Source organism: Pseudarthrobacter sp. fls2-241-R2A-127 (assembly GCF_030209355.1).
Lineage (GTDB): Bacteria > Actinomycetota > Actinomycetes > Actinomycetales > Micrococcaceae > Arthrobacter.
In genome coordinates, this window is record NZ_JARVSF010000043.1 from 1 (window position 1) to 22,873 (window position 22,873).

Here is a 22,873-nt window from a genome sequence, read left to right on the forward strand (position 1 = left end):
CCACGAACTGGTCCGCGAGCCGGCCGGCCATGACATCCAGGCAGGCCTGCTCGATGGCGTCGGCGCGTTCGGCGTCCAACAGTCCCAGTTCACGGTTGGTGCGGGCGGCGGCCAGCTTCACCGCGGCCAGGCCCCGGACCAGGTGCATGTTGGAGGACAGCTTCTGCCCGGTAATCGGGAAGTTCTCCACAGCACGGAGCGTGTGGACGCCCCAGTACGCGTGGGCGGGGACGTCGCGGTCGCCGAGCAAGTCATGCTCCGACCGGGTAGCGGCGGGCACGGCGGTTTCAATGGTAGTCAAAAGAGTCCTCACAAGGCTTCGTTGTCGGGCGTGGACGAAAGTGCTGGGCTGAAAAAGGGCAGGGTGAACCAGGGAGTGGCGGGAAGGGCATAAGGGGAATGGCGCTCAGGTTGTCCTGTGAACTCAGGACTGCGGCAGCGCCGGTTGGCTGCCGCCTGAAGATCGGTCCGGGTTGGTCAGCCTCCCGGGACGATGGTGCCCAGGGCGCACTCGACGCCGTGCAGATGCATGGTCATGGCTTGGGACGCGTCCTCGGCCGAGCCCCGCTCGATGGCATCGAAAATGCGGGCGTGTTCGTTGCCTGATTCCTTGCGCCGGTCGGCCATCAGGTTGAGAGTACTTGACTGGTTTGCCATGGCCTCACAGATGTCCGACAGAAATGATTCAAACACGCCGTTGCCGCTGCACCGGGCGATGGTCATGTGAAACTCGGTATTCAGGAGCACCCATTGCTGGATGTCATCCTCCTGCGCCATTTCACGAAGGATCTCCCGGAGGGCTTCCAGGTCTTCGTCGCTGCGGCGCCGGGCAGCCAGGCCTGCAGCAGGTACTTCGACATGGGGCCGGGCCTCCACGAGGGCGCTGGCGGAGTACTTCCCGAGCTTGAGGTCCCGGGCGACCTTGTCGGCGATGACGAAGGTCCCCTTGCCCGTGTGGGTGGCTGTCAGCCCCAGGGCGGTGCACGAGCGCAGGGCCTCCCTGACCATGGTCCTGCTCACGCCGAACTGCCGGGCAAGCGTGGCTTCCGAGTCGAGGCGGGTGCCGACAGGGATCTGTCCAGCTTCAATGGCGCCACGCAGCGACGCGAAAACCTGCTCTGCCGCACCAATGCGCACCACCGGTTCTTGTCTAGCTGTCCAGCTGTCCAACAGGTCCATAGGAATGACTATGGCAGTAGTCACAGGCGCTGTCAAAAAGGAGCCGACATACTGCACGCCGGCAACGACTTGGGCGCGCGGGAGGCCGGATGGGAGGGGCGGCTGCAAGGTTAGCCAAGCCTTATTGCGATAAAGTCAAAATAAGTGTTTCAATGGAGCCATGATGGAACACTTTGACGGCCAGGAAGCATGGGCAACAGCCCTGCGCGCCCACGGCCGCAGGGTGACCAAGCAGCGGCTGGCCGTGCTGGCCGCCGTCGAACGCCACCCCCACTCCCCTGCCGAAAGCATCCTTGCCGCCGCGCGGGCGGAGCTGCCCGAACTGACGGCCCAGTCGGTCTACGTGGTCCTGGGCGACCTGACGGACCTGCAGATGCTGCGCCGCTTCGAACCGCCGCACTCCCCAGCCCTGTACGAGACCCGCGTGGGCGACAACCACCACCACGCCATCTGCATCAGCTGCGGTCGCGTGGAGGACGTGGACTGCGCCGTCGGCCATGCCCCATGCCTCACGCCCCACTGGAATCCTGACGCCAAGCCCATGACCATCCAGATCGCCGACGTCATGTACCAGGGCATCTGCCAGGACTGCCAACTGGCCCAACAACTTCCTCCCCACAGTCCCTCGCAAGAAAAAGAGAAATAGGAGAACAATGACTGCCGTTTCCACAACCCAGTCAGGCGCGCCGGTTACGTCCGACGCTCACTCGAAGTCAGTTGGTGCCGATGGTGCCATCATCCTGACCGACCACTACCTCATCGAAAAGCTTGCCCAGTTCAACCGCGAACGGGTGCCGGAGCGCGTAGTGCACGCCAAGGGCGGCGGCGCATTCGGTACCTTCAAGGCCACCGAGGACATCTCCAAGTACACCAAGGCCGCGTTCCTTCAGCCCGGCGTGGAAACCGAGATGCTGATCCGCTTCTCCTCCGTGGCCGGTGAAAACGGCTCCCCGGACACCTGGCGCGATCCCCGCGGATTCGCCGTGAAGTTCTACACCTCCGAGGGCAACTACGACCTCGTGGGCAACAACACCCCTGTCTTCTTCATCCGCGACGGCATCAAGTTCCCGGACTTCATCCACTCGCAGAAGCGCCTGCCGGGCACCCACCTGCGTGACGCCGACATGCAGTGGGACTTCTGGACCCTGTCCCCCGAGTCCGCACACCAGGTCACCTGGCTGATGGGAGACCGCGGCCTGCCCGCCTCTTGGCGCGAAATGCAGGGCTACGGCTCGCACACCTACCAGTGGATCAACGCCGAAGGCGAGCGCTTCTGGGTCAAGTACCACTTCAAGTCCAACCAGGGCGTAAACTCGATGAGCTCCGAGCAGGCTGAGCAGCTTGCCGGCTCGGACGCGGACTTCTACATCCGCGACCTGTCCGAAAACATCGAAGCCGGCAACTTCCCGTCCTGGGACCTGCACGTCCAGGTCATGCCGTACGAGGACGCCAAGACCTACCGCTTCAACCCGTTCGACCTGACCAAGGTGTGGCCGCACAGCGACTACCCCCTGATCAAGGTGGGCACAATGGAGCTGAACAAGAACCCGGAGAACTACTTCGCGCAGATCGAGCAGGCTACCTTCGCGCCGTCGAACTTCGTGCCGGGCATCGCCGCCTCGCCGGACAAGATGCTGCAGGCCCGCATCTTCTCCTACGCTGACGCGCACCGTTACCGCGTGGGCACCAACCACGCGCAGATCCCGGTGAACCAGCCCAAGAACCAGGTCAACAACTACAGCCAGGACGGCCAGGGACGTTTCCTGTTCAACGCCCCCTCTGTTCCGGTCTACGCCCCCAACACCTTTGGCGGCCCGGCTGCAGTTGAGCCGCAGAACGCTGCGGGCGGCTGGGAGAACGACGGCGAGCTTACCCTCGCCGCGCACTCCCTCCACGCAGAGGACGGCGACTTCGTCCAGGCCGGCGCGCTGTACCGCGAGGTCTACAACGAAGGTGAAAAGGCCCGCTTCCTGGAGACCATCACCGGCGCCGTGGGCGGCGTGAAGCGTTCCGACATCAAGGAACGCGCCATCCAGTACTGGACCAATGTCGACGCCGAACTGGGCGCCAAGCTGCGCGCCAACCTGGGCGCAGCTGATGCACCCTCGGCTCCCACCTCGGACGCGGAGGCCGCCAACAAGGTTGGCTAGTACCGCGCTTCCGGCCCCTGGGCCGCAGAACACCCCGCTCCCGGTTTTCCGGGGGTGGGGTGTTTTGCTGTTTTGCACATACGTCGGCCGGGATCTGGCTGGTTGCGCGCCGCGGTCCTAGGCTCCGTACATGAACACTTTCGCAGGCATTCCCCCGGAGGCCTTCGGCTTCTACGCGCAGCTGGAAGAGAACAACAACAGAGACTGGTGGCAGCAACACAAGGACACGTATGAGGAGGCGGTGAAGCGGCCGCTCACCATCCTGCTCTCGGAGCTGGAGCCTGAGTTTGGCCCCGCCAAGCTGTTCCGTCCCAACCGGGACATCCGCTTTTCGCTGGACAAGTCGCCTTACAAGACCGCCCAGGGCGCATTCGCCACACGCCAGGAAGGCGTCGGTTTCTATCTCCAAATCAACGCGGACGGACTTCTGATCGGTGGCGGCTACCATTCCCATACGCCCGCGCAACTGGCCCGGTTCCGTTCGGCCGCCGACGCTTCCGCCAGCGGGTCCGCCCTGCAGGACATCGTGGACGCCGTGGCCGGGGCAGGTTTTGCCATCGAAGGCGAGAAACTCAAGACCGTCCCGCGGGGCTTCGCCAAAGACCATCCGCGCGCCGAACTGCTCAAGCACAAATCATTGTCCGCCGGGGTCGAGGTTGGCCGCCCGGAGTGGGTTTCCTCGCCGGACGCGAAGCAGGAGATTGCGGAGCGGTGGCGCAAGCTCCGTCCCCTCGTGGAGTGGGTGGGCCGCTACGCAGCCCCATGACGCGCCGGCCCGGCGGTCGCGGCAGGCATGTGTGCTCCGGCTTCCTGTCCTGCGTGTTGCTGTCCTGCGGGTTGCTGTCCTGCGGCTTCCTGTCCCGCGGGTTGCTGGCCTGCGGCGGCGAGGCGCGTCTCAAGGTTGTTGAAGAACACGGCCAGCATCAGTTCGAATGCCTTGGTGGCGGCATCGGGCTGGTTCATCACCACGAAATCGAACTGCAGTCCGTAGAAGGTGGACGTGAAAAGCCTGGCGTCGGTGTCAGCATATTCCTCGGGAATGCCCTGGACCATCAACCAGTCGCGGGTCTTATGGTGCAGCAGGCGGAAATGCTCCTGAGCGGTGCCCCGCGGCGTGGCAGCCACAATGTCCTGCGCCGTGGCCTCGAATTCGAGCCGGGTCAGGTGCCGGTTCCGCTGCGCCATGGTCCACTGCCACGAGTCGAGCAGGAAAGCCCGCCAGGCGTCCCGGTCAATGTCGCGGACGTCGGTGTTGCGCATCCGGTCCAGGCGGGACTCGATGGACACCACGATGTCGTTGATCAATTGCTCCCGGCTCCCGAAGTGGTACACCAGCGTGTAGGAACTCATTCCCAGGCCTTCGGCGAGGCTCCGGAAGCTCAGTTCGGCCAGGGTCTTGTCCATCAGGTAGTCAAGGATGGCAACCAGCAGTTCCGCCTTGCGTTCTGAACGGGAGGGACGTGCCATACATCCATCCTAGGAGCCCGAAACGCCGCTGCCCGCCCGGAAGGAGCCGGGCGGGCAGTTCACAACGGGAGCAGGGACGCTCAGGTCCGGGACAGCTGGTCCTGGTCATCTGAGGCATCGGCTGCGCGTGCACCGGCGCCCGGGCCGCTGTTGACGGACGCGTTGGCTTCGGCGGAGCGCTCGTTGAGGCGCGAGTGGCGCTGGCCGTAGGCAAAGTAGATGGCCAGCCCGATAACCAGCCAGAACGCAAAGAAGATCCAGGTCTCCACGGCGAGGTTGGTCATCAGGTACAGGCACAGGACGGCCGAGACAACCGGCAGCACCTTTCCGAACGGGACACGGAAGGCCGGCTTCAGGTCCGGGCGCTTCTTGCGGAGCACCAGGATTCCCAGGCTCACCACCACGAACGCGGAGAGCGTACCGATGTTGATCATTTCCTCGAGCAGGTCCACGTTGGTAAGGCCTGCCACCAGCGCAACCGCAGCGCCACAGATGATTTGCAGGCGTACCGGGGTTGAGCGCTTGTCGCTGGTCTTGGACAGGGCCCGGGGCAGCAAACCGTCGCGGCTCATGGCGAGCACCACGCGGGACAAGCCCATGAGGAGCACCATGATCACGGTGGTCAGGCCCACCAGGGAGCCGAAGGCGATGACCTTGGCGGCTGACGTGTCACCGACCGCCTCGAAAGCGGTGGTGAGGGTGGGGCTCTTGGCCTCGGCCAGCTGGGCGTAGGACACCATGCCCGTCAGCGCCAGGGACACGAGGATGTAGAGCAGCGTTACCAGTGCCAGGCCGCCGAAGATGCCGCGCGGAAGGGTCTTTTGCGGGTTCTTCACTTCCTCGGCCGAGGTGGCCACCACGTCGAAGCCGATGAACGCGAAGAACACCAGTGCGGCCCCGGCGAAGATGCCCATGGTGCCGTATTGGGCAGGGGCGGCGCCGGTGAGGAAGCCGAAGAACGACTGCTTCAGGACATCCGCGGCGCCGGTGCCGGCGGTGGGCTCCGCTGCGGGCACGAACGGGGTGTAGTTTTCAACCTTGACGTAGGTGAAACCCACCACGATCACGAACAACACCACGGCGATCTTGATCAGGGTGAAGATGTTGCCAACCCGTGCGGAGAGCTTGGTGCCCAGGACCAGCAGCACGGTGAAGATGGCAACGATCAGGAAGGCGCCCCAGTAGAGGTCAACGCCGCCCAGGGAAATGGCCGGCGGGACGTCCAGGCCCGTCAGGGCAAAGACTTTGCTGAGGTAGATGCCCCAGTACTTGGCGATCACGGCGGCGGCGGTGAACAACTCCAGGATCAGGTTCCAGCCGATGATCCAGGCAAGGAGTTCGCCCATGGTGGCGTACGTGAAGACATAGGCTGAACCGGCCACGGGGATGGCGGTGGCGAACTCGGCGTAGCACATGATGGCCAGGGCGCAGGTGACGGCGGCGATGGCGAAGGACAGCGTGACGGCGGGGCCGGCGAAGTTCGCGGCGGCCTTGGCGCCAACGGAGAAGATACCGGCGCCCACAGCAACGGCGACGCCCATGATCATGAGGTCCCAGGTGCTGAGGGAGCGCTTGAGCTTGCGTCCGGGTTCATCGGCGTCAGCGATCGATTGCTCGATGGATTTTGTCCGCAGAAGATTCATTGGGGGGTCACAATCCTGGTTTGTGATGGAAACAGACCTATCAACGATAGTGTCCATCCACTGGACGGTCCCAATTGTCCCGAATAGTGAGACGGCTGAATGGCCGAACTATATTCCGCCAACGCACTCGGGGCCCTCCTGATGGAGAGCCCCGAGGCGTGTTTGGCCGAACTTCCTAGATGGGCCAGTCCATCAGGGTTGAGCGGATGAGGAAGCGCTTGCCTTCGGGCGCCTCCACCGAAAACCCGCTCCCCCGGCCCGGAACAACGTCGACGGTCAGGTGCGTGTGGCTCCAGTAATTGAACTGTTCCCTGGACATCCAGAACTCCAGAGGCAGGGGCTGCACTCCGTCCGACAGGTCGAACAGCCCCAGCAGGATGTCTGAATCCCCGGTGATGAAATCCCCTGCCGGGTAGCACATTGGCGAGGACCCGTCACAGCAGCCGCCCGACTGGTGGAACATCAGCGGACCGTGCCGCTCCCACAGCGTCCGCAGGAGGTCCAGTGCCGCGGGCGTGAGCGCCACCCGGGAAAAGTCTTCCCCGGGCAGCGTCACTGCCGCATCAAGCCCATGGCTCTGCATCAGAACTTCAGCACCACGCGGCCGTCGATCTTGGCGTGCTTCATCTCGTCGAACACCGCGTTGACCTCGGAAAGCTCCCGCACGGAGACCGTGGGGTGGATCTTCCCCCGGGCGTAGAAATCCAGGGCTTCCGCGAGGTCCTGCCGGGTGCCCACGATCGAGCCGCGGACGGTCAGGCCCTTGAGCACGATGTCGAAGATCGGCGCGGGAAAGTCCCCCGGCGGCAGTCCGTTGAACACAATGGTGCCGCCGCGGCGGGCCATCCCGATCGCCTGCCCGAACGCTGACGGGTGCACCGCAGTAACCAGCACTCCATGGCAGCCTCCTGTTTCGCGTTGGATCACTTCGGCCGGGTCTTCATGCAAGGCGTTGACTGTCACTTCGGCGCCGTGTGCCTTTGCCAGGGCAAGTTTGTCGTCGGCGATATCCACCGCCGCGACACGGAGGCCCATGGCCACTGCGTACTGGACGGCGATATGGCCAAGTCCGCCGATGCCGGAGATGGTGACCCACTGGCCCGGCGTCGCCTCGGTCATCTTCAGCCCTTTGTAGACCGTGACGCCGGCGCAGAGCACCGGCGCCACTTCGACGGGGTCGGATCCCGCCGGTATGCGCGCCGCGAAGCGCGAGTCCACGAGCATGTACTCCCCGAACGAGCCGTCCACGCTGTAGCCGCCGTTCTGCTGCGCCTCGCACAGGGTTTCCCAGCCGGTGCGGCAGTACTGGCAGTCGCCGCAGGCGGACCAGAGCCAGGCGTTGCCCACGAGGTCGCCGACGGCGAGGGCGGTGACGCCTTCGCCCAGGGCCACCACTTCGCCAACACCTTCGTGGCCGGGAACGAACGGCGGTGTGGGCTTCACCGGCCAGTCTCCCTGCGCGGCGTGGAGGTCGGTGTGGCAGACACCGGTGGTAAGGACCTTGACCAGCGCCTGCCCGGGGCCGGGCACAGGGACATCGATGTCCTTCACTGACAGGTCCGTGCCGAATTCGGTTACTACTGCTGCTTGCATTGTCGTCGTCATTGGCGAAATCCTTGCGTCGTTGTAGTGGTACGAGCTGGGCTTAGAAGAAGCCCAGCTTGTTCTCGTCGTAGCTGACCAGCAGGTTCTTGGTCTGCTGGTAGTGGTCCAGCATCATGGCGTGGTTCTCGCGCCCGATGCCTGAGGACTTGTAGCCGCCGAAGGCAGCGCCCGCCGGATAGGCGTGGTAGTTGTTCACCCAGACTCGTCCTGCCTGGATCTCGCGGCCGGCGCGGTAGGCCACATTGCCGTTGCGGGACCAGACGCCGGCGCCCAGGCCGTACAGGGTGTCGTTGGCGATGCCCATGGCGTCGTTATAGTCGCTGAACCTGGTCACCGCGACCACGGGCCCGAAGATCTCCTCCTGGAAGATCCGCATCCGGTTGTGGCCTTCGAAGACGGTGGGCTGGACGTAGAAGCCGCCGGCAAGGTCGCCCGGGAGCTCGGCGCGGGCGCCGCCGGTGAGGATCTTGGCGCCTTCCTGCTTTCCGATGTCGATGTAGGACAGGATCTTCTCGAGCTGGTCGTTGGAGGCCTGCGCGCCAACCTGGGTCTCGGTGTCCAGCGGGTTGCCCTGGATCATTTTCTCCACCCGCGCCACGGCGTCGGCCATGAAGGAGTCGTAGATGTCTTCCTGGACCAGGGCGCGGGACGGGCAGGTGCAGACTTCGCCCTGGTTGAACGCGAAAAGCGCGAAGCCCTCCTGCGCCTTGTCGTAGAACGCGTCGTTCTCCTGGGCAACGTCGTTGAAGAAGATGTTGGGGCTCTTGCCGCCCAGTTCCAGGGTGACGGGGATCAGGTTTTGGCTGGCGTACTGGCTGATGAGGCGGCCGGTGGTGGTTTCGCCGGTGAACGCGATCTTGCGGATCCGGGAGCTGGATGCCAGCGGCTTGCCGGCTTCCACGCCGAAGCCGTTGACCACATTCAATACGCCGGCGGGCAGCAGGTCGCCAATGAGTTCCATCAGGACCAGGATGGAGCTCGGCGTCTGCTCGGCGGGCTTGAGCACCACGGTGTTGCCGGCCGCGAGCGCGGGGGCGAGCTTCCAGACAGCCATCAGGATGGGGAAGTTCCAGGGAATGATCTGGCCCACCACGCCGAGCGGTTCGTGGAAGTGGTAGGCGGTGGTGTTCTCATCCAGCTGGGACAGGCTGCCTTCCTGGGCCCGGACGGCAGAGGCGAAGTAGCGGAAGTGGTCCGAGGCCAGGGGAAGGTCTGCGTTGAGGGTTTCCCGGATGGGCTTGCCGTTGTCCCAGGTTTCGGCGACGGCGAGCATTTCGAGGTTTTCGTCGATGCGGTCCGCGATCTTGTTCAGGATGGCGGCCCGTTCCGCCACGGAGGTCTTTCCCCAGGACGGTGCCGCTTTGTGGGCCGCGTCCAGCGCCAGCTCGATGTCCTCCGCCGTGCCTCGGGCCACCTCGCAAAAGGCTTTGCCCGTGACCGGGGTGATGTTTTCGAAGTACTGGCCCTTCACGGGGGCCACCCATTCGCCACCAATCCAGTTCTCGTACCGGTCCTTGAAGGTAACCTTCGAACCGTCGGTTCCTGGCTGTGCGTAAACGGTCATTGCTTAGCTCCTTTGCTGTGCAGGAGGCCGGCCCGCAAGGGGCCCGCCGTTGGTGCCAGCGTAGGAGCCGGGAGGTTGCAGCAAGGTTGCAACGGTGAAATCCGGCGGTTGAGCCAGGTTTTAAGCGCGCAGTTCGGCTTCCAGCCGTTCAAGATCGGCGACGACGGCGGCCCGCTTGGGTGAGCGCGGCGGCAGGAGGCGCAGCGCGGCACGCCGGATGCCGACGTCGTCAATTGCCTCCGGAAGCGCGGCGAACTTGAGCAGGGACTCGGCGCTGCCGTCCGTCAGGACCGCCTCACGGAGCAGGGACGACACCCTGTTCCTGAGGTCCACGACACCGGGGGCCTCGGAGCGGGGCAGCACCGCACCCCGGTAGATCTCCAGCGCAATCCGGTGGGCACCCCGCTGCAGGCAGCTAAGGACCTGGCCGGTATCGGCCACAAAGTCCACCGGGAGCCGGTAGGGACGCGAGCCGGGGACGGCCTCCGGGCTGAGCTGCTGGATCACCTTGCGCAGGCGCACCATCTCGGCCCGGAGCGTCATGGAGGACCCCTCCCCCGGGTACAGCAAGGAACTGAGTTCCTCGGCGGAGAGCCCATCCGGATGCCCGCTCAGCAGCGCAAGGATTTCACTGTGACGCGCGGACAGGGCAACCGTCTTGCCTCCGAGGCTGAGCAGTGCCTGGTCCCGGCCCAGCAGCTGCAGGCTGTTCCGGTAGAGGCTGCCTTCCGCAGCACCCCGGCCCTGGCCGCCCGCCCCGGCCGGGGAACGGCGTCGTACGGGCTTCCGGGCCAGCTCCGCCGCGTGCTGCAGGCGCTCCACCCTCAGCTGGGCCTGGGCGGCGGCCACCGTGGCCTCCACCAGGGACAAGGTGTGCGGCGCCACCGCGGTGGCCGTCCCGGTAATGTCAACGACTCCCAGGACGGCTCCCGAGTCCGGATCGTGGAACGGAACGGCGGTGCAGCTCCAAGGGTGTACGGCGCGCTGGTAGTGCTCTGCGCCGGCGATCTGGATGCCGCGTCCCAGGGCGAGCGCCGTCCCGGGTGCGCTGGTGCCAACGCTGGCCTCGGACCAGTTGGCGCCGGGGACGAACATCATGCCTTCGGCCCGGCGCTGGAGCGCGGGATCGCCGTCCACCCAGAGCAGCCTCCCAACCTCGTCCCCCACCGCCACCAGGAGCCCGCTGTCATGGCTGGGCTGCACCAGGAGCCTGTTGATGACCGGCATAATCGCGGCCAGGGGGTGGCGGCGGCGGTAGTCCTCCAACTCGTCCCAGTCGAACGCCAGCGGTGCGGCGGCGTTGTCCGGATTCGCTTTGAACTGGGCAGACCGCTGCCAGGATTCGCGGATCAGGGAGCGCAGGCCCGGGATTTCGGGGGTGGCGTCGTCGAACGCATGGCCCAGGCGCTCGTGTCCTGCCAGCGCGGCACGCTGGCGCGGTTCAGGCTGGATCAGGTTCGTCATCGAACTCCCGGGAAGCGCAGGGGTATGGCGGCTATTCTAACCCCGCCGGCCGGGAGCGCCGGCGGCCGGTCACAGAGCCGGGCGGCGCAGGCTTATCGCATCTTCAAGGGCGTCCGCCCCGGCAGCGGCGCCGCCTGCGGCCGCGTACCCGGCAGCGACCCGCCGGGCTCCCGGCGTTTTGGTGAGCGCCTCCCGGACAGCGGCCCGCAGCGAGTCCGGGGTGAGGTTTTTCCTGTTGAGGCGCACTCCGGCGTCTGCGGCCACCACCCGTGCTGCCACCTCGTGCTGGTCACGGCCGAACGGGACCACCACCACCGGCACTCCCCTGGACAGCGCCTTCTGCGTGGCGCCCATGCCGCCGTGGGTAATGGCAACGGCGGCGCGCTCCAGCAGCGGGCCGTGCGGGAGGAACTGTTCAAGCCGGGCATTGGACGGGATGGCGCCGAAGCCGCCGGTTCCCGGTGCCCGCGCTGCCCCTGCCGAGCCCGTTTCGGCAGCAGGGAGCGTTGCGACGACGGTGAAGGGCTCCGCGGCCAGGCCGGCCAGTGCGGCGCGGACAATGGCCTCATCCGCCTGGTATTCGGAGGAAGTGGTCACCAGGACCACGGGATCCGCAGTATCCCGGAGCCATGCCGGCGGCTCCGCGGGCGGCTCCCAGCCGAGGGCGCCGATCATCCGCACGTCCGGGCCCCAGTCCGGATGCGGATACTCGAACGGCTGGGAGGTGGTCACGAGCATCAGCGGCGCTGTGCGGAAGAACTCGTCGGCACCGCTGACCAGCGGAAGCTGCCCGCCGGACAGCCCGGCCCGGAGCGCGTTGATCCTTGGCAGCATCAGCTTCTCCACCGCGCCAATCACCAGGCGGCGCGCCACTGCGTCGCGTGCCCTCCCCAGGGGTCCGGCCATGGGGGCAAGCCCCGGCCCGAAAGGCGGCGTTCCGCGTGACTGGAGCGGCGGGGTGTAGGGGCTGAAGGTGGCCCATGGCAGCCCTGAAGACTCGGCATGGATGCGGGCTCCCCATGCGTTGATGTCGATCAGCAGCAGGTCCGGGCCGACGCCGGCGATGGCCTTTTCCAGGTCCGGCGCATCAAAGCGGGCGCGGGCCGTAAAGGTCTCAACGCTGGAAGCCAGGGCTGCCTTTGCGTTCGCGGCGCGGTAATCCGTGGCCTCGATCGCGAGGATCCTCCCGTCCACGGGTCCGGCGTGGAACCCTGACGCGGTGAGCATCGGAACCTGGCGGGGCAGGGTGCGGACGTGGACATCATGGCCGCGGGCCTTCAGCTCCAGGAGAAGCGGGACCATCGGGAACAGGTGGCCGATGGCGGGTGAGGTGTAGGCAAGGACGGTTGGCATCAGGGCCTCCGGATGAAGGGCTCAAGCATTTCGTGGAGCGAGAGGGCCACTTGGTCACGGCTGAGCCCGGCGTCACGGCGGAGCAGTTTCCAGGTGTAGACGTCGCAGACGGCGACGAACTGGGCCAGCCGGCGGTCATGGTCCGGCGTGCCCGCCAGGGGTTCCAGGAACGGCGCAAACATCCGTTCGCACCAGTGCCGGTGGATCTGGCGGGCCGCCGCCGTGATGGCGGCAAGGTCCGCGGAGGAGTGTTCTTCGGCGAGCAGTTTCAAGGCGAGCGTCGCGGTGGTTTCGTAGTGGTCGAGGAGGTTCTCGACGGCGGCGTGGACGTCGCCGGGCGGGGCGGCATTCCGCTGGGCCGAGACGCGGGCGGCGGCTGACTCCGCCGTGGCACGGATCAGGCCCGCCCGGTCGCCGAACCGGCGGATGACTGTCTGGACCGTGACGCCCGCCCGCCCCGCCACGGCGTTCAACGTGACGCCGGCGAGGGGACCCTCCATGAACAGGTCCTCGGTGGCCTCCAGGATGCGGTAACCCGTCCGGGCGGCAGCCAAGTCGCGGTTCCTCGAGTCATATGTACGGGACTGTTGCCCGCCAACTTTCATGTTAACGATGTTAACTCGAATAATCGGCGCTGCACAGGGGTACAGCCGCGCGGAAGCGTCAGCTGCGGGAGATGCGGATCATTTCCTCACGGGGTACCACCTTGATGCGTTCGCGCACCACATGGTCCAGCCCTTCGGGACCGGTCCAGGCAGCCCCGAGGGCGGCTTCGTGGGAATCGAGCTTGTTCCAGCCCTCCCACGTGGTGTACTCGATGCCGCGCTCTTCCAGGAGGTCAATGATGGCCTGCGGATCCGGGTTCCCGGCCGCAGGGAGGTTCAGCCGGTCCTCCAGCAGAAAGCCGATAGTCTCCAGCGCATCGCCCTTGGTGTGCCCGATCAGGCCCACCGGGCCGCGCTTGATCCAGCCGGTGGCGTAGATGCCGGGGACTGGATTGCCGCCGGCGTCCAGGACGCGGCCGCCCTCATTCGGAATGACGCCCCGCTTGGCGTCGTATTCCAGTTCATCAAGCGCCGAGCCGTGGTAGCCGATGGCGCGGTAGACGGCCTGGACGGGGTAGTCAACGTACTCCCCCGTGCCCTTGGCGTTGCCTGTCCCGTCCAGCTGCATCCGCTCGAACTTGATGCCGCCCACCTTGCCCGTGCCGTCGTCGAGCACTTCTACCGGGCTGTGCAGGAAATGCAGGTGCAGCCGGCGGGACGAGGGGTTTTCGGCTTCGGCATGCTCCTCCACCAGCCAGTTGGTGAGGGTGTTCACCATGGTCTTGACCTGGTTGTTACTGCGGATGGCCTCGTCCGAGGCGTCGTCGAATTCGAAATCCTCCGGGTAGAGCACAATGTCGACGTCGTCCATGTGGCTGAGTTCCCGCAACTCCAGCGGAGTGAATTTGACCTGGGCCGGGCCCCTGCGGCCGAAGACGTGGACGTCCGTCACGGGGGATGCCTTCAGGCCCTGGTAGACGTTGTCCGGGATTTCGGTACTGAGCAGTTCCTCCGGGTGCTTGACCAGCATGCGGGCCACGTCCAGGGCCACGTTGCCGTTGCCGATCACCGCAATCTCCTTCGCGTCCAGCGGCCACTCACGCGCAACATCCGGGTGCCCGTCGTACCAGGACACGAAATCGGCGCCGCCGAAGGAGCCCTGCAGGGTGATGCCGGGGATGTCGAGGTCCGCATCTTTGATGGCGCCGGTGGAAAAAATCACGGCGTCGTAGAAGGCGCGGAAATCGTGCAGGGTCAGGTCGCGTCCGTAGGTCACGTTGCCCAGGAAGCGGATGTCGCCGCGGTCCAGGACCTTGTGCAGGGCGTTGACGATGCCCTTGATCCGGGGATGGTCCGGAGCCACACCGTAGCGGATCAGCCCGTACGGCGCCGGATACGCCTCGAACAGGTCGATGCTGACCTGGAAGTCGCCGTCCTTGACGCCGCTGGACTTGGTGAGGATGTCCGCAGCATAGACTCCTGCCGGTCCCGCACCAATGATGGCGACGCGGAGCGGACGGTTGGCGGTGGTTTCGCTGTGATTGGACACCGGGAACCCTTCTGGACTGGTCCTGCTCATGATCCGTGCGCTGCATGGTGCAACGCACAAGGCCCCATTCTAGTTGGCGGCCAAGGGCACCACCTGGCCTTGCCGGTACAGGAGTGCCCGGAGTTCCGATTCGGCGGAGTCCAGCCGTTTCGGGTCGATGGTCTCGCCGTCGTTGTAGTGGTCCACCACCCGGGGATCCACGTAGCTCTTGCGGGCGATCGAAGGGGTGTTTCCCAGCGTCTCCGAGGCCTCGACCATGGCCCTGCTGATGGCGCGCTTCCGCTTGGCGGCCGTGCGCAGGGCCCCGGTGCGCGCCAGGCTGGCCGCTGCAGCCGCCGTTCCCCGCAGGGTGCGGAAGTCCTTGGCCGTGAAATCGGACCCGGTCCGCTCCTTCACGTACGCGTTGATGTCCGCACTGGTCACCGGACGCCAGGTGCGGCCCTCCTTGTAGGCGAGGAGCCGCGCATTGGAGCCGCGCCGCTTGAGCAGGCGCAGGAGGTCGGCGAGGTCGGCGTCGCGGATTTCCGATTCCCAGTCCTTGCCGCTCTTGGCCGGGAAGCTCAGGAGGATCCTGTCCTTGCGGACCTTGACGTGGGCACACAGCAGCGTGGCCAGGCCGCGGCTGCCGTTTTCGTTGGTGTAGCGCTCGGAGCCCACCCGGAGGGATCCGCTGTCAAGCATCCGGAAGGCTGCCGCGAGGACGCGTTCGCGGCTGAAGCCCTCGCTTCGGAGGTCCATGGTGACCTTGCGGCGGGCCACGGGCAGCGATTCGGCCAACTGGAGAGACCGGTCGAACTTCACCCGATCCTTCCGCTCCCGCCACTCGGGATGGTAGATGTACTGGCGCCGCCCCACCGCGTCCAGGCCGGTTGCCTGGATATGGCCGTTCTCGAACGGGGCAATCCAGACGTCGGTCCACGCCGGCGGGATGCCGATGCTTTCCAGGCGGTCCCGCACGGGCCCGGGCGGGAGGGTGGAACCGTCGAGGTCCCGGTAGCTGAACCCCGTTCCTGCGGCCACCCTGCGGTAGCCGCGGCCGGAGGCGTTGCTGCGCCGGAGTCTCATCGGGCGGCGGATGGCCGGTAGGCAGATGTCATAAAGAAAGCCTACTGATTGTTCTTGCGGTTTGCCCGTGTTCCGGCTGGAATACCTGCCCCGGGACTGCTGTTATTGACATCGTGCCCATGCCAGAACGAACGTCCCAAGCCGCCCCAGCCACTACGTCCCCGGCCCCCGGGGACCAGCCCGCGGCCACCACGGGCCCCAAGCCCGTCGCAAAGGACACGACGGCGGGCATGCTCTTCGGCATCGGCGCGTACGTTTTGTGGGGGCTGCTCCCCCTGTACTTCTTCATCCTCATGCCGGCCGGCGCCGTCGAAATCGTGGCCAACCGCGTGGTGTGGTCCCTGCTGTTCTGCGTACTCCTGATCACGGTAACCCGGACCTGGCGCGTGCTTGCCACCGCGGTGAAGGACCGGCGCGTGTTTGGTCCGCTCGCGCTGGCAGCGTTCCTCATTGCGATCAACTGGTTGACCTACACCTACGGCGTGACCACCGGGCAGGCTGTGGAAACCTCGCTGGGCTACTTCATCAACCCGCTCGTGTCCGTCTTGCTGGGCGTGTTTGTCCTGAAGGAACGCCTCCGGCCGCTCCAGTGGGCCGCCGTCGGCGTCGGCTTCATCGCGGTAGGCGTGCTGACGTACTCCTACGGGAAACTTCCCTGGATCGCGTTGACGCTGGCCTTCAGCTTCGGCTTGTACGGGTTCGTCAAGAACCGGGTGGGATCGAGGGTGGACGCCATCACCAGCCTCAGCGTCGAGACCATGGTCCTGGCCCCGCTGGCAGCCGTGGCCATGGTTGTCCTGGCCGCTGGCGGGACCGCCACCCTGACCACCCAGGGAGCGGGGCACTTCTGGCTGCTGCTGGCCTCCGGCGTCATCACCGCGGTTCCGCTGCTGTTCTTCGGCGCCTCCGCCCGGCGGCTGCCCATGACCACTATCGGGTTGCTTCAGTACTTCGCCCCCATCCTGCAGTTCCTGGTGGCGCTGCTGGTGTTCCGGGAGTCCATGACCATGGAGCGCTGGATCGGGTTTGGCGTGGTGTGGCTGGCCCTGCTGCTGCTCACGCTGGACATGCTGCGGACGGCACGCCGGAATTCGCTGGCCCGCAGGGCGGTCCGGGCGGCCGCCTGAGAGGGCCGGCCAGGCACAAAGAAGGTGGGCACCGCAGCTGCGGTGCCCACCTTCTTTGTATTTGCCGGAGGGAGTCTTTCCGGTTAGGCGTGAGCCTTGATGGCGGCGGCGAGGACTTCCAGGCCGTCGGCCAGCAGTTCGTCGGTGATAACCAGGGGCGGCAGCAGGCGGATGACGTTGCCGTAGGTGCCGCAGGTGAGGATGATGACGCCTTCCTTCAGGCAGGCGGCGGCCACGGCCTTGGTCAGCTCCGGGTTCGGTTCTTTGGAACCGGCCTGGACGAGTTCGACGGCGAGCATGGCGCCGCGGCCACGGACGTCGCCGATCACGGCGGTACCGGCACCGGCCAGTTCGGCCTGCAGGTCGCGGAGCCGGCCCAGCGCGAGTTCCTCGATGTGGCGGGCACGGCCGTTGAGGTCGTACTCCTCCATGGAACCGATCGAGGCCAGCGCTGCGGCACATGCCACGGGGTTGCCGCCGTAGGTGCCGCCCAGGCCGCCGGGGTGGACGGCGTCGAGCAGGTCGGCGCGGCCGGTGATGGCAGACAGCGGCATGCCGCCGGCGATGCCCTTGGCCATGGTCATGATGTCCGGGACGATGCCTTCGTGGTTGACGGCGAACCATTCACCGGTGCGGCAGAAGCCGGACTGGACCTCGTCGGCGATGAAGACGATGCCCTTCTCCTTGGCCCAGGCAGCCAGCGCGGGCAGGAAGCCCTCAGCCGGGACGATGAAGCCACCCTCACCCTGGATGGGTTCGATGATGATCGCGGCAACCTGGTCGCCGCCGATCTGCTTCTCGATCATGGTGATGGCGCGCTTTGCTGCCTCGGCGCCGGTGATCGAGGGGTTTTCCTCGCGGTACGGGTAGCTCATGGGCATGCGGTAGACCTCGGGCGCGAACGGGCCGAAATTGGTCTTGTACGGCATGGCCTTGGCGGTCAGTGCCATGGTCAGGTTGGTGCGGCCGTGGTAGGCGTGGTCGAAGGCGACGACGGCGTCGCGACCGGTTGCCAGGCGCGCTACCTTGATGGCGTTCTCCACGGCCTCGGCGCCGGAGTTGAAGAGCACGGTGCGCTTTTCGTGGTCACCGGGGGTGAGGCGGTTCAACTGCTCGGCAACCGCGACATAGCCCTCGTAAGGAGTGACCATGAAGCAGGTGTGGGTGAAGTGCTCCACGGCTTCCTTGACGGCACCAACGACGGCGGGATCAGAGGCGCCCACGCTGGTCACGGCGATGCCCGAGCCGAGGTCGATGTAGGAGTTGCCGTCGACGTCGTGGATGATGCCGCCGTCGGCGTCCGCCACGTACACGGGGACGCTGGAGGCAACGCCGGCAGCCACCACGGACTTGCGGCGCTCGGTCAGTGCCACGGACTTGGGACCCGGGAAGTCGGCCTGGACGTTGCGCTTCTGCTCGAGGCGGAACGTGATGTCTGATGCGGTGGTGGTCATGGTTCTTTTCTTTCTGCGATTCCGGGTTTCGGCGGGTTCAACCAGCGGGTAATGGGTCAGGCGTCGAGGGCGGACATCACGTGCTTGATGCGGGTGTAGTCCTCCACGCCGTACATGGAGAGGTCCTTGCCGTAGCCGGACTGCTTGAAACCGCCGTGCGGCATTTCGGCGGTGAGGAGGATGTGGGTGTTGATCCAGACGGCACCGAAGTCCAGGTCGCGGCTCAGCCGCATGGCGGTTCCGTGGTTGGTGGTCCAGACGCTGGAGGCCAGGGCGTAGTCCACGTCGTTGGCCAGTTCCACCGCTTCGGCTTCCGTGCTGAACTTCTGGACGGTGATGACCGGCCCGAACGTTTCCTTCTGCACGATATCGTCGGTCTGCTTGGCGCCGGTGACGATGGTGGGTTCGAAGAAGTAGCCCTTCTCCCCTGCCCGGTGTCCGCCGGTTTCGATGCGGCAGTTCTCCGGCAGGTTCTCCACCACGGAGGTCACGGCGTTGAAGTGGTTGATGTTGTTCAGGGGGCCGAAGTAGTTCTCTTCGTCGTTCTGCGAGCCGGTGTGCAGGGTCTTGGTGTGCTCCACCATGGCGGCCACGACGTCGTCGTGAACGGAGTCCTGCACCAGCACCCGGGTGATGGCGGTGCAGTCCTGGCCGGCATTGAAGAAGGCGAACTCGGCGATGGCCGCGGCGCTCTTCTTGATGTCCGCGTCCGCAAAGACGATCGCCGGGGCCTTGCCGCCCAGCTCCAGGTGGGCGCGCTTGAGGCCCTTGGCCGCCCCGGACGCGACCGCGATGCCTGCCCGGACAGACCCGGTGATGGACACCAGGCCGGGGATCTTGTGCTCCACCATCATGGCCCCGGTTTCGCCTGTACCCAGGACAACGTTGAGGACACCGGCGGGGAAGATGTCGCCGGCGAGGCGGGCCAGCACCAGGGTGGACTCAGGCGTGGTGTCGGAGGGCTTGAGGACCACGGTGTTGCCGGCGGCAAGGGCGGGGCCGATCTTCCAGATGGCCATCAGGAACGGGTAGTTCCACGGTGCCACCTGGGCCACCACGCCGATGGGTTCGCGGCGCACGTAGGAGGTGTGGCCCTCGAAGTACTCGCCGGCGGACTTGCCTTCCATGATGCGGGCGGCCCCGGCAAAGAAACGCAGCTGGTCGGCGCCGGCAGCGACTTCTTCGGAGGCGATCAGGGAGCGGACCTGGCCGGTGTTGCGGTGCTGTGCCTCAACGAGTTCGTCGCTGTTGGCCTCGATGGCGTCGGCGAGCTTGAGCAGCATAAGCTGGCGCTGGCCAGGGGTGACGTGCTTCCAGGTCCGGAATGCTTCCTTCGCGGCGTTCATGGCGGCGTCCACATCTGCCTGCACGGAAACGGGGGCGTGTGCCACCACTTCGCCGTTGGCGGGGTTGACCACGTCCAGCAGGACTGTGCCGGCCGGGGTGACGAACGTGCCGTTGATGAAGTTTTGCAAGGTTTGGACCACGGTGTGCAACCTCTTTCGTAGGAGCCATCGGCGCCCGGGCGGAGGCCGGAACGGATGGATGGAACTGCATTGAGCCTATGCCAGGCCCCCAGCGGGGTGAATAGCCACCTGCACACCCTTGCGGAAGAGGTTTAGTGCGGTTGCCCAGCTCACGTTTATCCTTGCTTCATGGCCATTTCCCTTGCTGCCCTGGTGGGCGTAACGTCCCTGAAGCTGTCCAAGGCGGGCGTGGCGGAGACCACCTGGAACCAGGACATCAACTGGGTGGCGGTCACCGAACTTGAGGATCCGCAGCGGTTCCTCAACGGCGGGGAACTTGTCCTCACCACCGGCCTGCGGCTGCGCTCCGCCCCCGAGCAGCGCCGCTTTGTCCGCCAGGTCCAGCGGGCCGGCGCGGTGGGCATCGGATTCGGGGTGGGCCTGACCCATGAGGCAGTACCCCCGGCACTGCTGGCAGAGGCGAACCGCTGGGGCCTGCCGGTGGTGGAGGTCCCGTACGAGACGCCTTTCATCGCCATCACCAAGCTGGTGGCGGACGCGCAGTCGGCAGATCATTACGCCAAGCTCGAGCGGCTGATCGCCGGCCACCAGGTGCTGGCCCGCGCGCTCCTGACCGGCGGCGGCCTGGCCGAGTTGTTGAAGAACCTGGGCGGCATGCTGCGCACGGACATTGCGCTGACCCAGTTCGCCGCGCAGTTGTACAACAGCAGCACCTCCACCCCGTCCGCGGATACGTGGTCCAGCTACCCGGTGCCCACCGGCCGGCGGGATGCCTGCACGCTGTGGGTCCGCCAACCTTTCGAGGACACGGGCATCATCGGGTACGCGCAGAACCTGATCAGCGTGGAACTGAACAACATGGTCAAGCAGCGCCAGGCCGAGCGCGCGCTGTGCGGCCAGGTGCTGGAGGACGTGATCCACGGCGCCCTGGAAACCAGTGAGGCGCAGCGCCGCCTGGCCGGCGTGGGCGTGAACAGCACCCGAAAGAACGTTGTGCTGCTGGCGGTGTCCGCCGCCCACGGCAAAGCCTTGGGGAGCACCTCGGTGCCGCAGGAGCTCCAGAAAGCTGTGGCCGCCGTCGTGGGCAAGGATTTGGTGTTGGTGGTCAATGACGACGGCGGCGCGGCACCGGCGCTGGCCCGCGGGCTGAGCGACCACCTGGCGGAGGCCGGAATCCACGCCACAATCGGCATCGGCGGTGCCTACACCAAGCCCAACGGGCTGCGCTGGAGCTACTTCGAGGCACGCGACGCCGCAAGCCACGGCCTGCCCGTGAATGAGCCCGAGCGGCTGAGCCTGACTTCGCTGCTGCTGGCCAGCGAGGATGTGCCGCTGGCTGACATGGCCCATGAATCGCTGAACCCGCTGCGGGCCTTTGATGCCGCGCACGGCTCGGAGCTGATGGCCACGCTGGAAAGCTACCTGAACAACAACGGCTCGGTGGCCGCGGTGGCGGAAGAACTTACCCTGCACCGCAACACCGTACGGTACCGGCTTGCCCAGATCACCGAGCTGACCGGCTACGACCCCTCGATCACCGCGGACCGGGTGCAGTTGTGGCTGGCCCTGGCCGTGGCGCGGCTTTCAGCGAGGCAGGGCAGATAGGCCCAACCTCAAAGGATGCCGCGGCGGAACAGGTCCCCGGATTTCTTCCGGGCCTTAAGGTATTTGGCGTGCGCGGCCAGCATGATCGCATCCTGCTGGCCGAGCATCTCGGTGTAGACGGCGGCAGTGGCCGGGTCGCTGCCGTCCGCGGCAAGGGCCGTCAGCAGTTCCCTGGCCACCACGGCGTCCTGGAAGCTGCCCAGGACCTTCTGTTGCCGGCGCGCGGCCTTGGCCACCTTGGCGGCGCGCTTGCCGCGGACCAGCGCAGCTGACTCAGCTACGTAGCGCAGCCTCTTTGCGTCCTTGCGGACGCGGTGCAGGGCAAGTTCCTGGTCCGTTCCGCGGTGGGCTCGCGTGGCCGCTTTGTGCGAACGCTTCAGCTTCGTGGCAGCCTTGTCCACGGCTTTCGCCGCCGCCTTGCGGCCGGAGGTGACAGCATCGGCGCGCACCGGCGGGTTGTCGCGGAAATCCTCGAGGTTGTCCAGGAGCCGGAAGTAGCGGGCCGAGCCCAGCGCTTCCTGCAGGAGGCGGTAGGCGGCGTCGAAATCTTCCCCTGTCCGGTGTTCAACCGCCGCCGTGGCGGCGGCCACGCCTTCCCCGGCTGGAAGGTCTGCCAGCTGGCTGCGGAGCTGCGCGCGCAGGACTTCGGCGTCGCGCGGCTGGCCGAGCAGCTGGCCCAGCCATTTCAGCTCGGCCTGGAGCCGGCGCACGGGCGATGCCCGGTACAGCTTTCCGTAGGCCCCCAGGACCGACCGGATGCGGCGCGCCGAGGAGCGCATAGTGTGCACAGCTTCGGGTTCCTCGAGCCGGACGGCGGAGTCGATGGCGAGGATCGCGTCGATCTGCGACGCCAAGAAGACGGTAACGACGGCGGCTGCCGGGGCGCGCTTCCCGGCCAGCAGGGCGGGGCTGGTTCCGGGGTTGTTGCCGGGCGCATCGCGGTCGGGGGCGGCGCCGTTGGAACGCTTCGCGGCTGACTTGCCCGTGCCCAGGGCTCGTGCGAGCTTCGAGGCGTGCGCGGCGGGCCGGGCACCGGCGGCGGCCAGCACCTCTTCCACCGGCCCGAAGAGGGCAGGCCCGCCGTGGACCAGTTCCACTTCCCACTCCCGCCACTGCCCGTGCGTGCTGCCGTCCTTGTCCCCTCCGGCCAGCCGCTCCGCGGAAACGTGGTCGTCGGCGAGGTCGGCGAGGTGCACGCCGTCGTCGCCGTACAGGGGGTAGGTGGTGCGCCGGGTTTCCAGCCGGACCACCGGCACCGGAACGGATCCGCGCAGGTAGGCGTGGAGGTGGGCCATGAGGCTGTCCGGGACGGCGTCGGGACGGCCAAGGGGTGCATGCAGCTCCGTCCGCGGCTGGGGACCTTCCCCCGGCGCGGCGGCAGCGGTGGGAGGGAGCTTCAGGTGCCACCCCGCGTCGGTGCCGCCGGTGCGTCGTCGGAGTGTGATCCGGCGTCCTGCCAGGTCATGGGCGGGGGTGTCGAAGTACACCGCCTCAAGGAGGTCGGTGTGGGGTTTCCCGGTCCGGGCCACCCCGGCGGCCTGCTCCAGTGCCGGCACCACGGCGTCGGTGTCGACGTCGTACTTCTTCTCGATCTCAAGTCCCCGCGAAGCCTCCAC

General features: G+C 66.5%; 20 protein-coding genes. 5 read left to right on the forward strand and 15 right to left on the reverse strand.

The window, feature by feature from the left end; all coding sequences use genetic code 11:
* Together QRN53_RS19595 and QRN53_RS19600 are read right to left on the reverse strand one after the other, a co-directional pair.
* Window positions 1-301 (reverse strand): lyase family protein (locus QRN53_RS19595; protein WP_285245474.1); only part of this gene is annotated, 301 nt, incomplete at its 3' end.
* 176 nt (window positions 302-477) lie between these two features.
* Window positions 478-1,179: a FadR/GntR family transcriptional regulator gene (locus QRN53_RS19600; RefSeq protein WP_285245475.1), complete on the reverse strand. Its 702-nt coding sequence runs from the start codon at window positions 1,177-1,179 to the stop codon at window positions 478-480.
* 160 nt (window positions 1,180-1,339) lie between these two features.
* Here QRN53_RS19600 and QRN53_RS19605 point away from each other — a divergent pair, with 160 nt between their 5' ends.
* The 3 genes from QRN53_RS19605 to QRN53_RS19615 all read left to right on the forward strand — a co-directional run bounded on the left by QRN53_RS19605 (window position 1,340) and on the right by QRN53_RS19615 (window position 4,095).
* Window positions 1,340-1,825, forward strand: coding sequence for a Fur family transcriptional regulator (locus QRN53_RS19605; RefSeq protein WP_285245476.1), 486 nt, complete (start codon window positions 1,340-1,342; stop codon window positions 1,823-1,825).
* Between the two features lie 7 nt (window positions 1,826-1,832).
* Window positions 1,833-3,329: a catalase gene (locus QRN53_RS19610; protein WP_285245477.1), complete on the forward strand. Its 1,497-nt coding sequence runs from the start codon at window positions 1,833-1,835 to the stop codon at window positions 3,327-3,329.
* 130 nt (window positions 3,330-3,459) lie between these two features.
* Entirely contained in the window at window positions 3,460-4,095 is a 636-nt protein-coding gene (locus QRN53_RS19615) for a DUF2461 domain-containing protein (RefSeq protein ID WP_285245478.1), read from the forward strand.
* Here the strand turns inward: QRN53_RS19615 and QRN53_RS19620 are convergent.
* The 10 genes from QRN53_RS19620 to QRN53_RS19665 all read right to left on the reverse strand — a co-directional run bounded on the left by QRN53_RS19620 (window position 4,080) and on the right by QRN53_RS19665 (window position 15,584).
* Window positions 4,080-4,796 carry a TetR/AcrR family transcriptional regulator gene (locus QRN53_RS19620; protein ID WP_285245479.1) on the reverse strand — a complete coding sequence of 239 codons (717 nt, stop codon included), beginning with the start codon at window positions 4,794-4,796 and terminating at the stop codon, window positions 4,080-4,082. The genes QRN53_RS19615 and QRN53_RS19620 overlap by 16 nt on opposite strands.
* A gap of 80 nt (window positions 4,797-4,876) precedes the next feature.
* Window positions 4,877-6,439, reverse strand: coding sequence for an amino acid permease (locus tag QRN53_RS19625; protein WP_285245480.1), 1,563 nt, complete (start codon window positions 6,437-6,439; stop codon window positions 4,877-4,879).
* A gap of 175 nt (window positions 6,440-6,614) precedes the next feature.
* Window positions 6,615-7,022 (reverse strand): DUF779 domain-containing protein, encoded by a 408-nt coding sequence (locus QRN53_RS19630; RefSeq protein WP_285245481.1) that lies wholly within the window; start codon window positions 7,020-7,022, stop codon window positions 6,615-6,617.
* Window positions 7,022-8,044, reverse strand: coding sequence for an alcohol dehydrogenase AdhP (gene adhP, locus QRN53_RS19635; protein ID WP_285245482.1), 1,023 nt, complete (start codon window positions 8,042-8,044; stop codon window positions 7,022-7,024). The genes QRN53_RS19630 and adhP overlap by 1 nt, the downstream gene beginning before the upstream one ends.
* Before the next feature lie 40 nt (window positions 8,045-8,084).
* Window positions 8,085-9,608, reverse strand: coding sequence for an acetaldehyde dehydrogenase ExaC (exaC, locus tag QRN53_RS19640; protein ID WP_285245483.1), 1,524 nt, complete (start codon window positions 9,606-9,608; stop codon window positions 8,085-8,087).
* Between the two features lie 120 nt (window positions 9,609-9,728).
* Window positions 9,729-11,072 carry a helix-turn-helix domain-containing protein gene (locus QRN53_RS19645; RefSeq protein WP_285245484.1) on the reverse strand — a complete coding sequence of 448 codons (1,344 nt, stop codon included), beginning with the start codon at window positions 11,070-11,072 and terminating at the stop codon, window positions 9,729-9,731.
* A gap of 69 nt (window positions 11,073-11,141) precedes the next feature.
* Window positions 11,142-12,425 carry a glycosyltransferase gene (locus QRN53_RS19650; RefSeq protein ID WP_285245485.1) on the reverse strand — a complete coding sequence of 428 codons (1,284 nt, stop codon included), beginning with the start codon at window positions 12,423-12,425 and terminating at the stop codon, window positions 11,142-11,144.
* Window positions 12,425-12,979 (reverse strand): TetR/AcrR family transcriptional regulator, encoded by a 555-nt coding sequence (locus tag QRN53_RS19655; RefSeq protein WP_285245486.1) that lies wholly within the window; start codon window positions 12,977-12,979, stop codon window positions 12,425-12,427. Before QRN53_RS19655 ends, QRN53_RS19650 begins: the two co-directional genes overlap by 1 nt.
* A gap of 109 nt (window positions 12,980-13,088) precedes the next feature.
* Window positions 13,089-14,549: an FAD-dependent oxidoreductase gene (locus QRN53_RS19660; protein WP_502934865.1), complete on the reverse strand. Its 1,461-nt coding sequence runs from the start codon at window positions 14,547-14,549 to the stop codon at window positions 13,089-13,091.
* Window positions 14,550-14,588: 39 nt separating this feature from the next.
* A complete protein-coding gene (locus QRN53_RS19665; RefSeq protein ID WP_285245488.1) occupies window positions 14,589-15,584 on the reverse strand; it encodes a DNA topoisomerase IB in 996 nt (331 codons plus the stop codon).
* A gap of 119 nt (window positions 15,585-15,703) precedes the next feature.
* Between QRN53_RS19665 and rarD the strand changes: the two genes are divergently transcribed.
* The gene (gene rarD, locus QRN53_RS19670) at window positions 15,704-16,711 is read left to right on the forward strand and encodes an EamA family transporter RarD (protein ID WP_285245489.1); all 1,008 of its coding nucleotides are present in this window, start codon (window positions 15,704-15,706) and stop codon (window positions 16,709-16,711) included.
* A gap of 83 nt (window positions 16,712-16,794) precedes the next feature.
* Here rarD and gabT read toward each other — a convergent pair whose 3' ends face one another.
* A complete protein-coding gene (gene gabT, locus QRN53_RS19675) occupies window positions 16,795-18,165 on the reverse strand; it encodes a 4-aminobutyrate--2-oxoglutarate transaminase (protein WP_285245490.1) in 1,371 nt (456 codons plus the stop codon).
* Between the two features lie 56 nt (window positions 18,166-18,221).
* Window positions 18,222-19,652: a gamma-aminobutyraldehyde dehydrogenase gene (locus QRN53_RS19680; protein ID WP_285245491.1), complete on the reverse strand. Its 1,431-nt coding sequence runs from the start codon at window positions 19,650-19,652 to the stop codon at window positions 18,222-18,224.
* Between the two features lie 168 nt (window positions 19,653-19,820).
* Between QRN53_RS19680 and QRN53_RS19685 the strand changes: the two genes are divergently transcribed.
* Window positions 19,821-21,257, forward strand: a complete 1,437-nt coding sequence (locus QRN53_RS19685) for a PucR family transcriptional regulator (RefSeq protein ID WP_285245492.1) — start codon at window positions 19,821-19,823, stop codon at window positions 21,255-21,257.
* An 8-nt stretch (window positions 21,258-21,265) separates the two neighbouring features.
* On the opposite strand, the gene QRN53_RS19690 is transcribed toward QRN53_RS19685, so the two are convergent.
* The gene (locus QRN53_RS19690; RefSeq protein ID WP_285245493.1) at window positions 21,266-22,873 is read right to left on the reverse strand and encodes a CYTH and CHAD domain-containing protein; all 1,608 of its coding nucleotides are present in this window, start codon (window positions 22,871-22,873) and stop codon (window positions 21,266-21,268) included.

Excerpts from the sequence above, each read along its gene's own strand:
- rarD (WP_285245489.1), top strand. The coding sequence starts at position 15,704 with ATGCCAGAACGAACGTCCCAAGCCGCCCCAGCCACTACGTCCCCGGCC.
- QRN53_RS19600 (WP_285245475.1), bottom strand. The coding sequence starts at position 1,179 with ATGGACCTGTTGGACAGCTGGACAGCTAGACAAGAACCGGTGGTGCGC.
- QRN53_RS19665 (WP_285245488.1), bottom strand. The coding sequence starts at position 15,584 with ATGAGACTCCGGCGCAGCAACGCCTCCGGCCGCGGCTACCGCAGGGTG.
- QRN53_RS19605 (WP_285245476.1), top strand. The coding sequence starts at position 1,340 with ATGATGGAACACTTTGACGGCCAGGAAGCATGGGCAACAGCCCTGCGC.
- QRN53_RS19615 (WP_285245478.1), top strand. The coding sequence starts at position 3,460 with ATGAACACTTTCGCAGGCATTCCCCCGGAGGCCTTCGGCTTCTACGCG.
- QRN53_RS19620 (WP_285245479.1), bottom strand. The coding sequence starts at position 4,796 with ATGGCACGTCCCTCCCGTTCAGAACGCAAGGCGGAACTGCTGGTTGCC.
- QRN53_RS19660 (WP_502934865.1), bottom strand. The coding sequence starts at position 14,549 with ATGAGCAGGACCAGTCCAGAAGGGTTCCCGGTGTCCAATCACAGCGAA.
- QRN53_RS19630 (WP_285245481.1), bottom strand. The coding sequence starts at position 7,022 with ATGCAGAGCCATGGGCTTGATGCGGCAGTGACGCTGCCCGGGGAAGAC.
- QRN53_RS19645 (WP_285245484.1), bottom strand. The coding sequence starts at position 11,072 with ATGACGAACCTGATCCAGCCTGAACCGCGCCAGCGTGCCGCGCTGGCA.
- QRN53_RS19610 (WP_285245477.1), top strand. The coding sequence starts at position 1,833 with ATGACTGCCGTTTCCACAACCCAGTCAGGCGCGCCGGTTACGTCCGAC.
- gabT (WP_285245490.1), bottom strand. The coding sequence starts at position 18,165 with ATGACCACCACCGCATCAGACATCACGTTCCGCCTCGAGCAGAAGCGC.
- QRN53_RS19625 (WP_285245480.1), bottom strand. The coding sequence starts at position 6,439 with ATGAATCTTCTGCGGACAAAATCCATCGAGCAATCGATCGCTGACGCC.
- exaC (WP_285245483.1), bottom strand. The coding sequence starts at position 9,608 with ATGACCGTTTACGCACAGCCAGGAACCGACGGTTCGAAGGTTACCTTC.
- QRN53_RS19685 (WP_285245492.1), top strand. The coding sequence starts at position 19,821 with ATGGCCATTTCCCTTGCTGCCCTGGTGGGCGTAACGTCCCTGAAGCTG.
- QRN53_RS19650 (WP_285245485.1), bottom strand. The coding sequence starts at position 12,425 with ATGCCAACCGTCCTTGCCTACACCTCACCCGCCATCGGCCACCTGTTC.
- adhP (WP_285245482.1), bottom strand. The coding sequence starts at position 8,044 with ATGACGACGACAATGCAAGCAGCAGTAGTAACCGAATTCGGCACGGAC.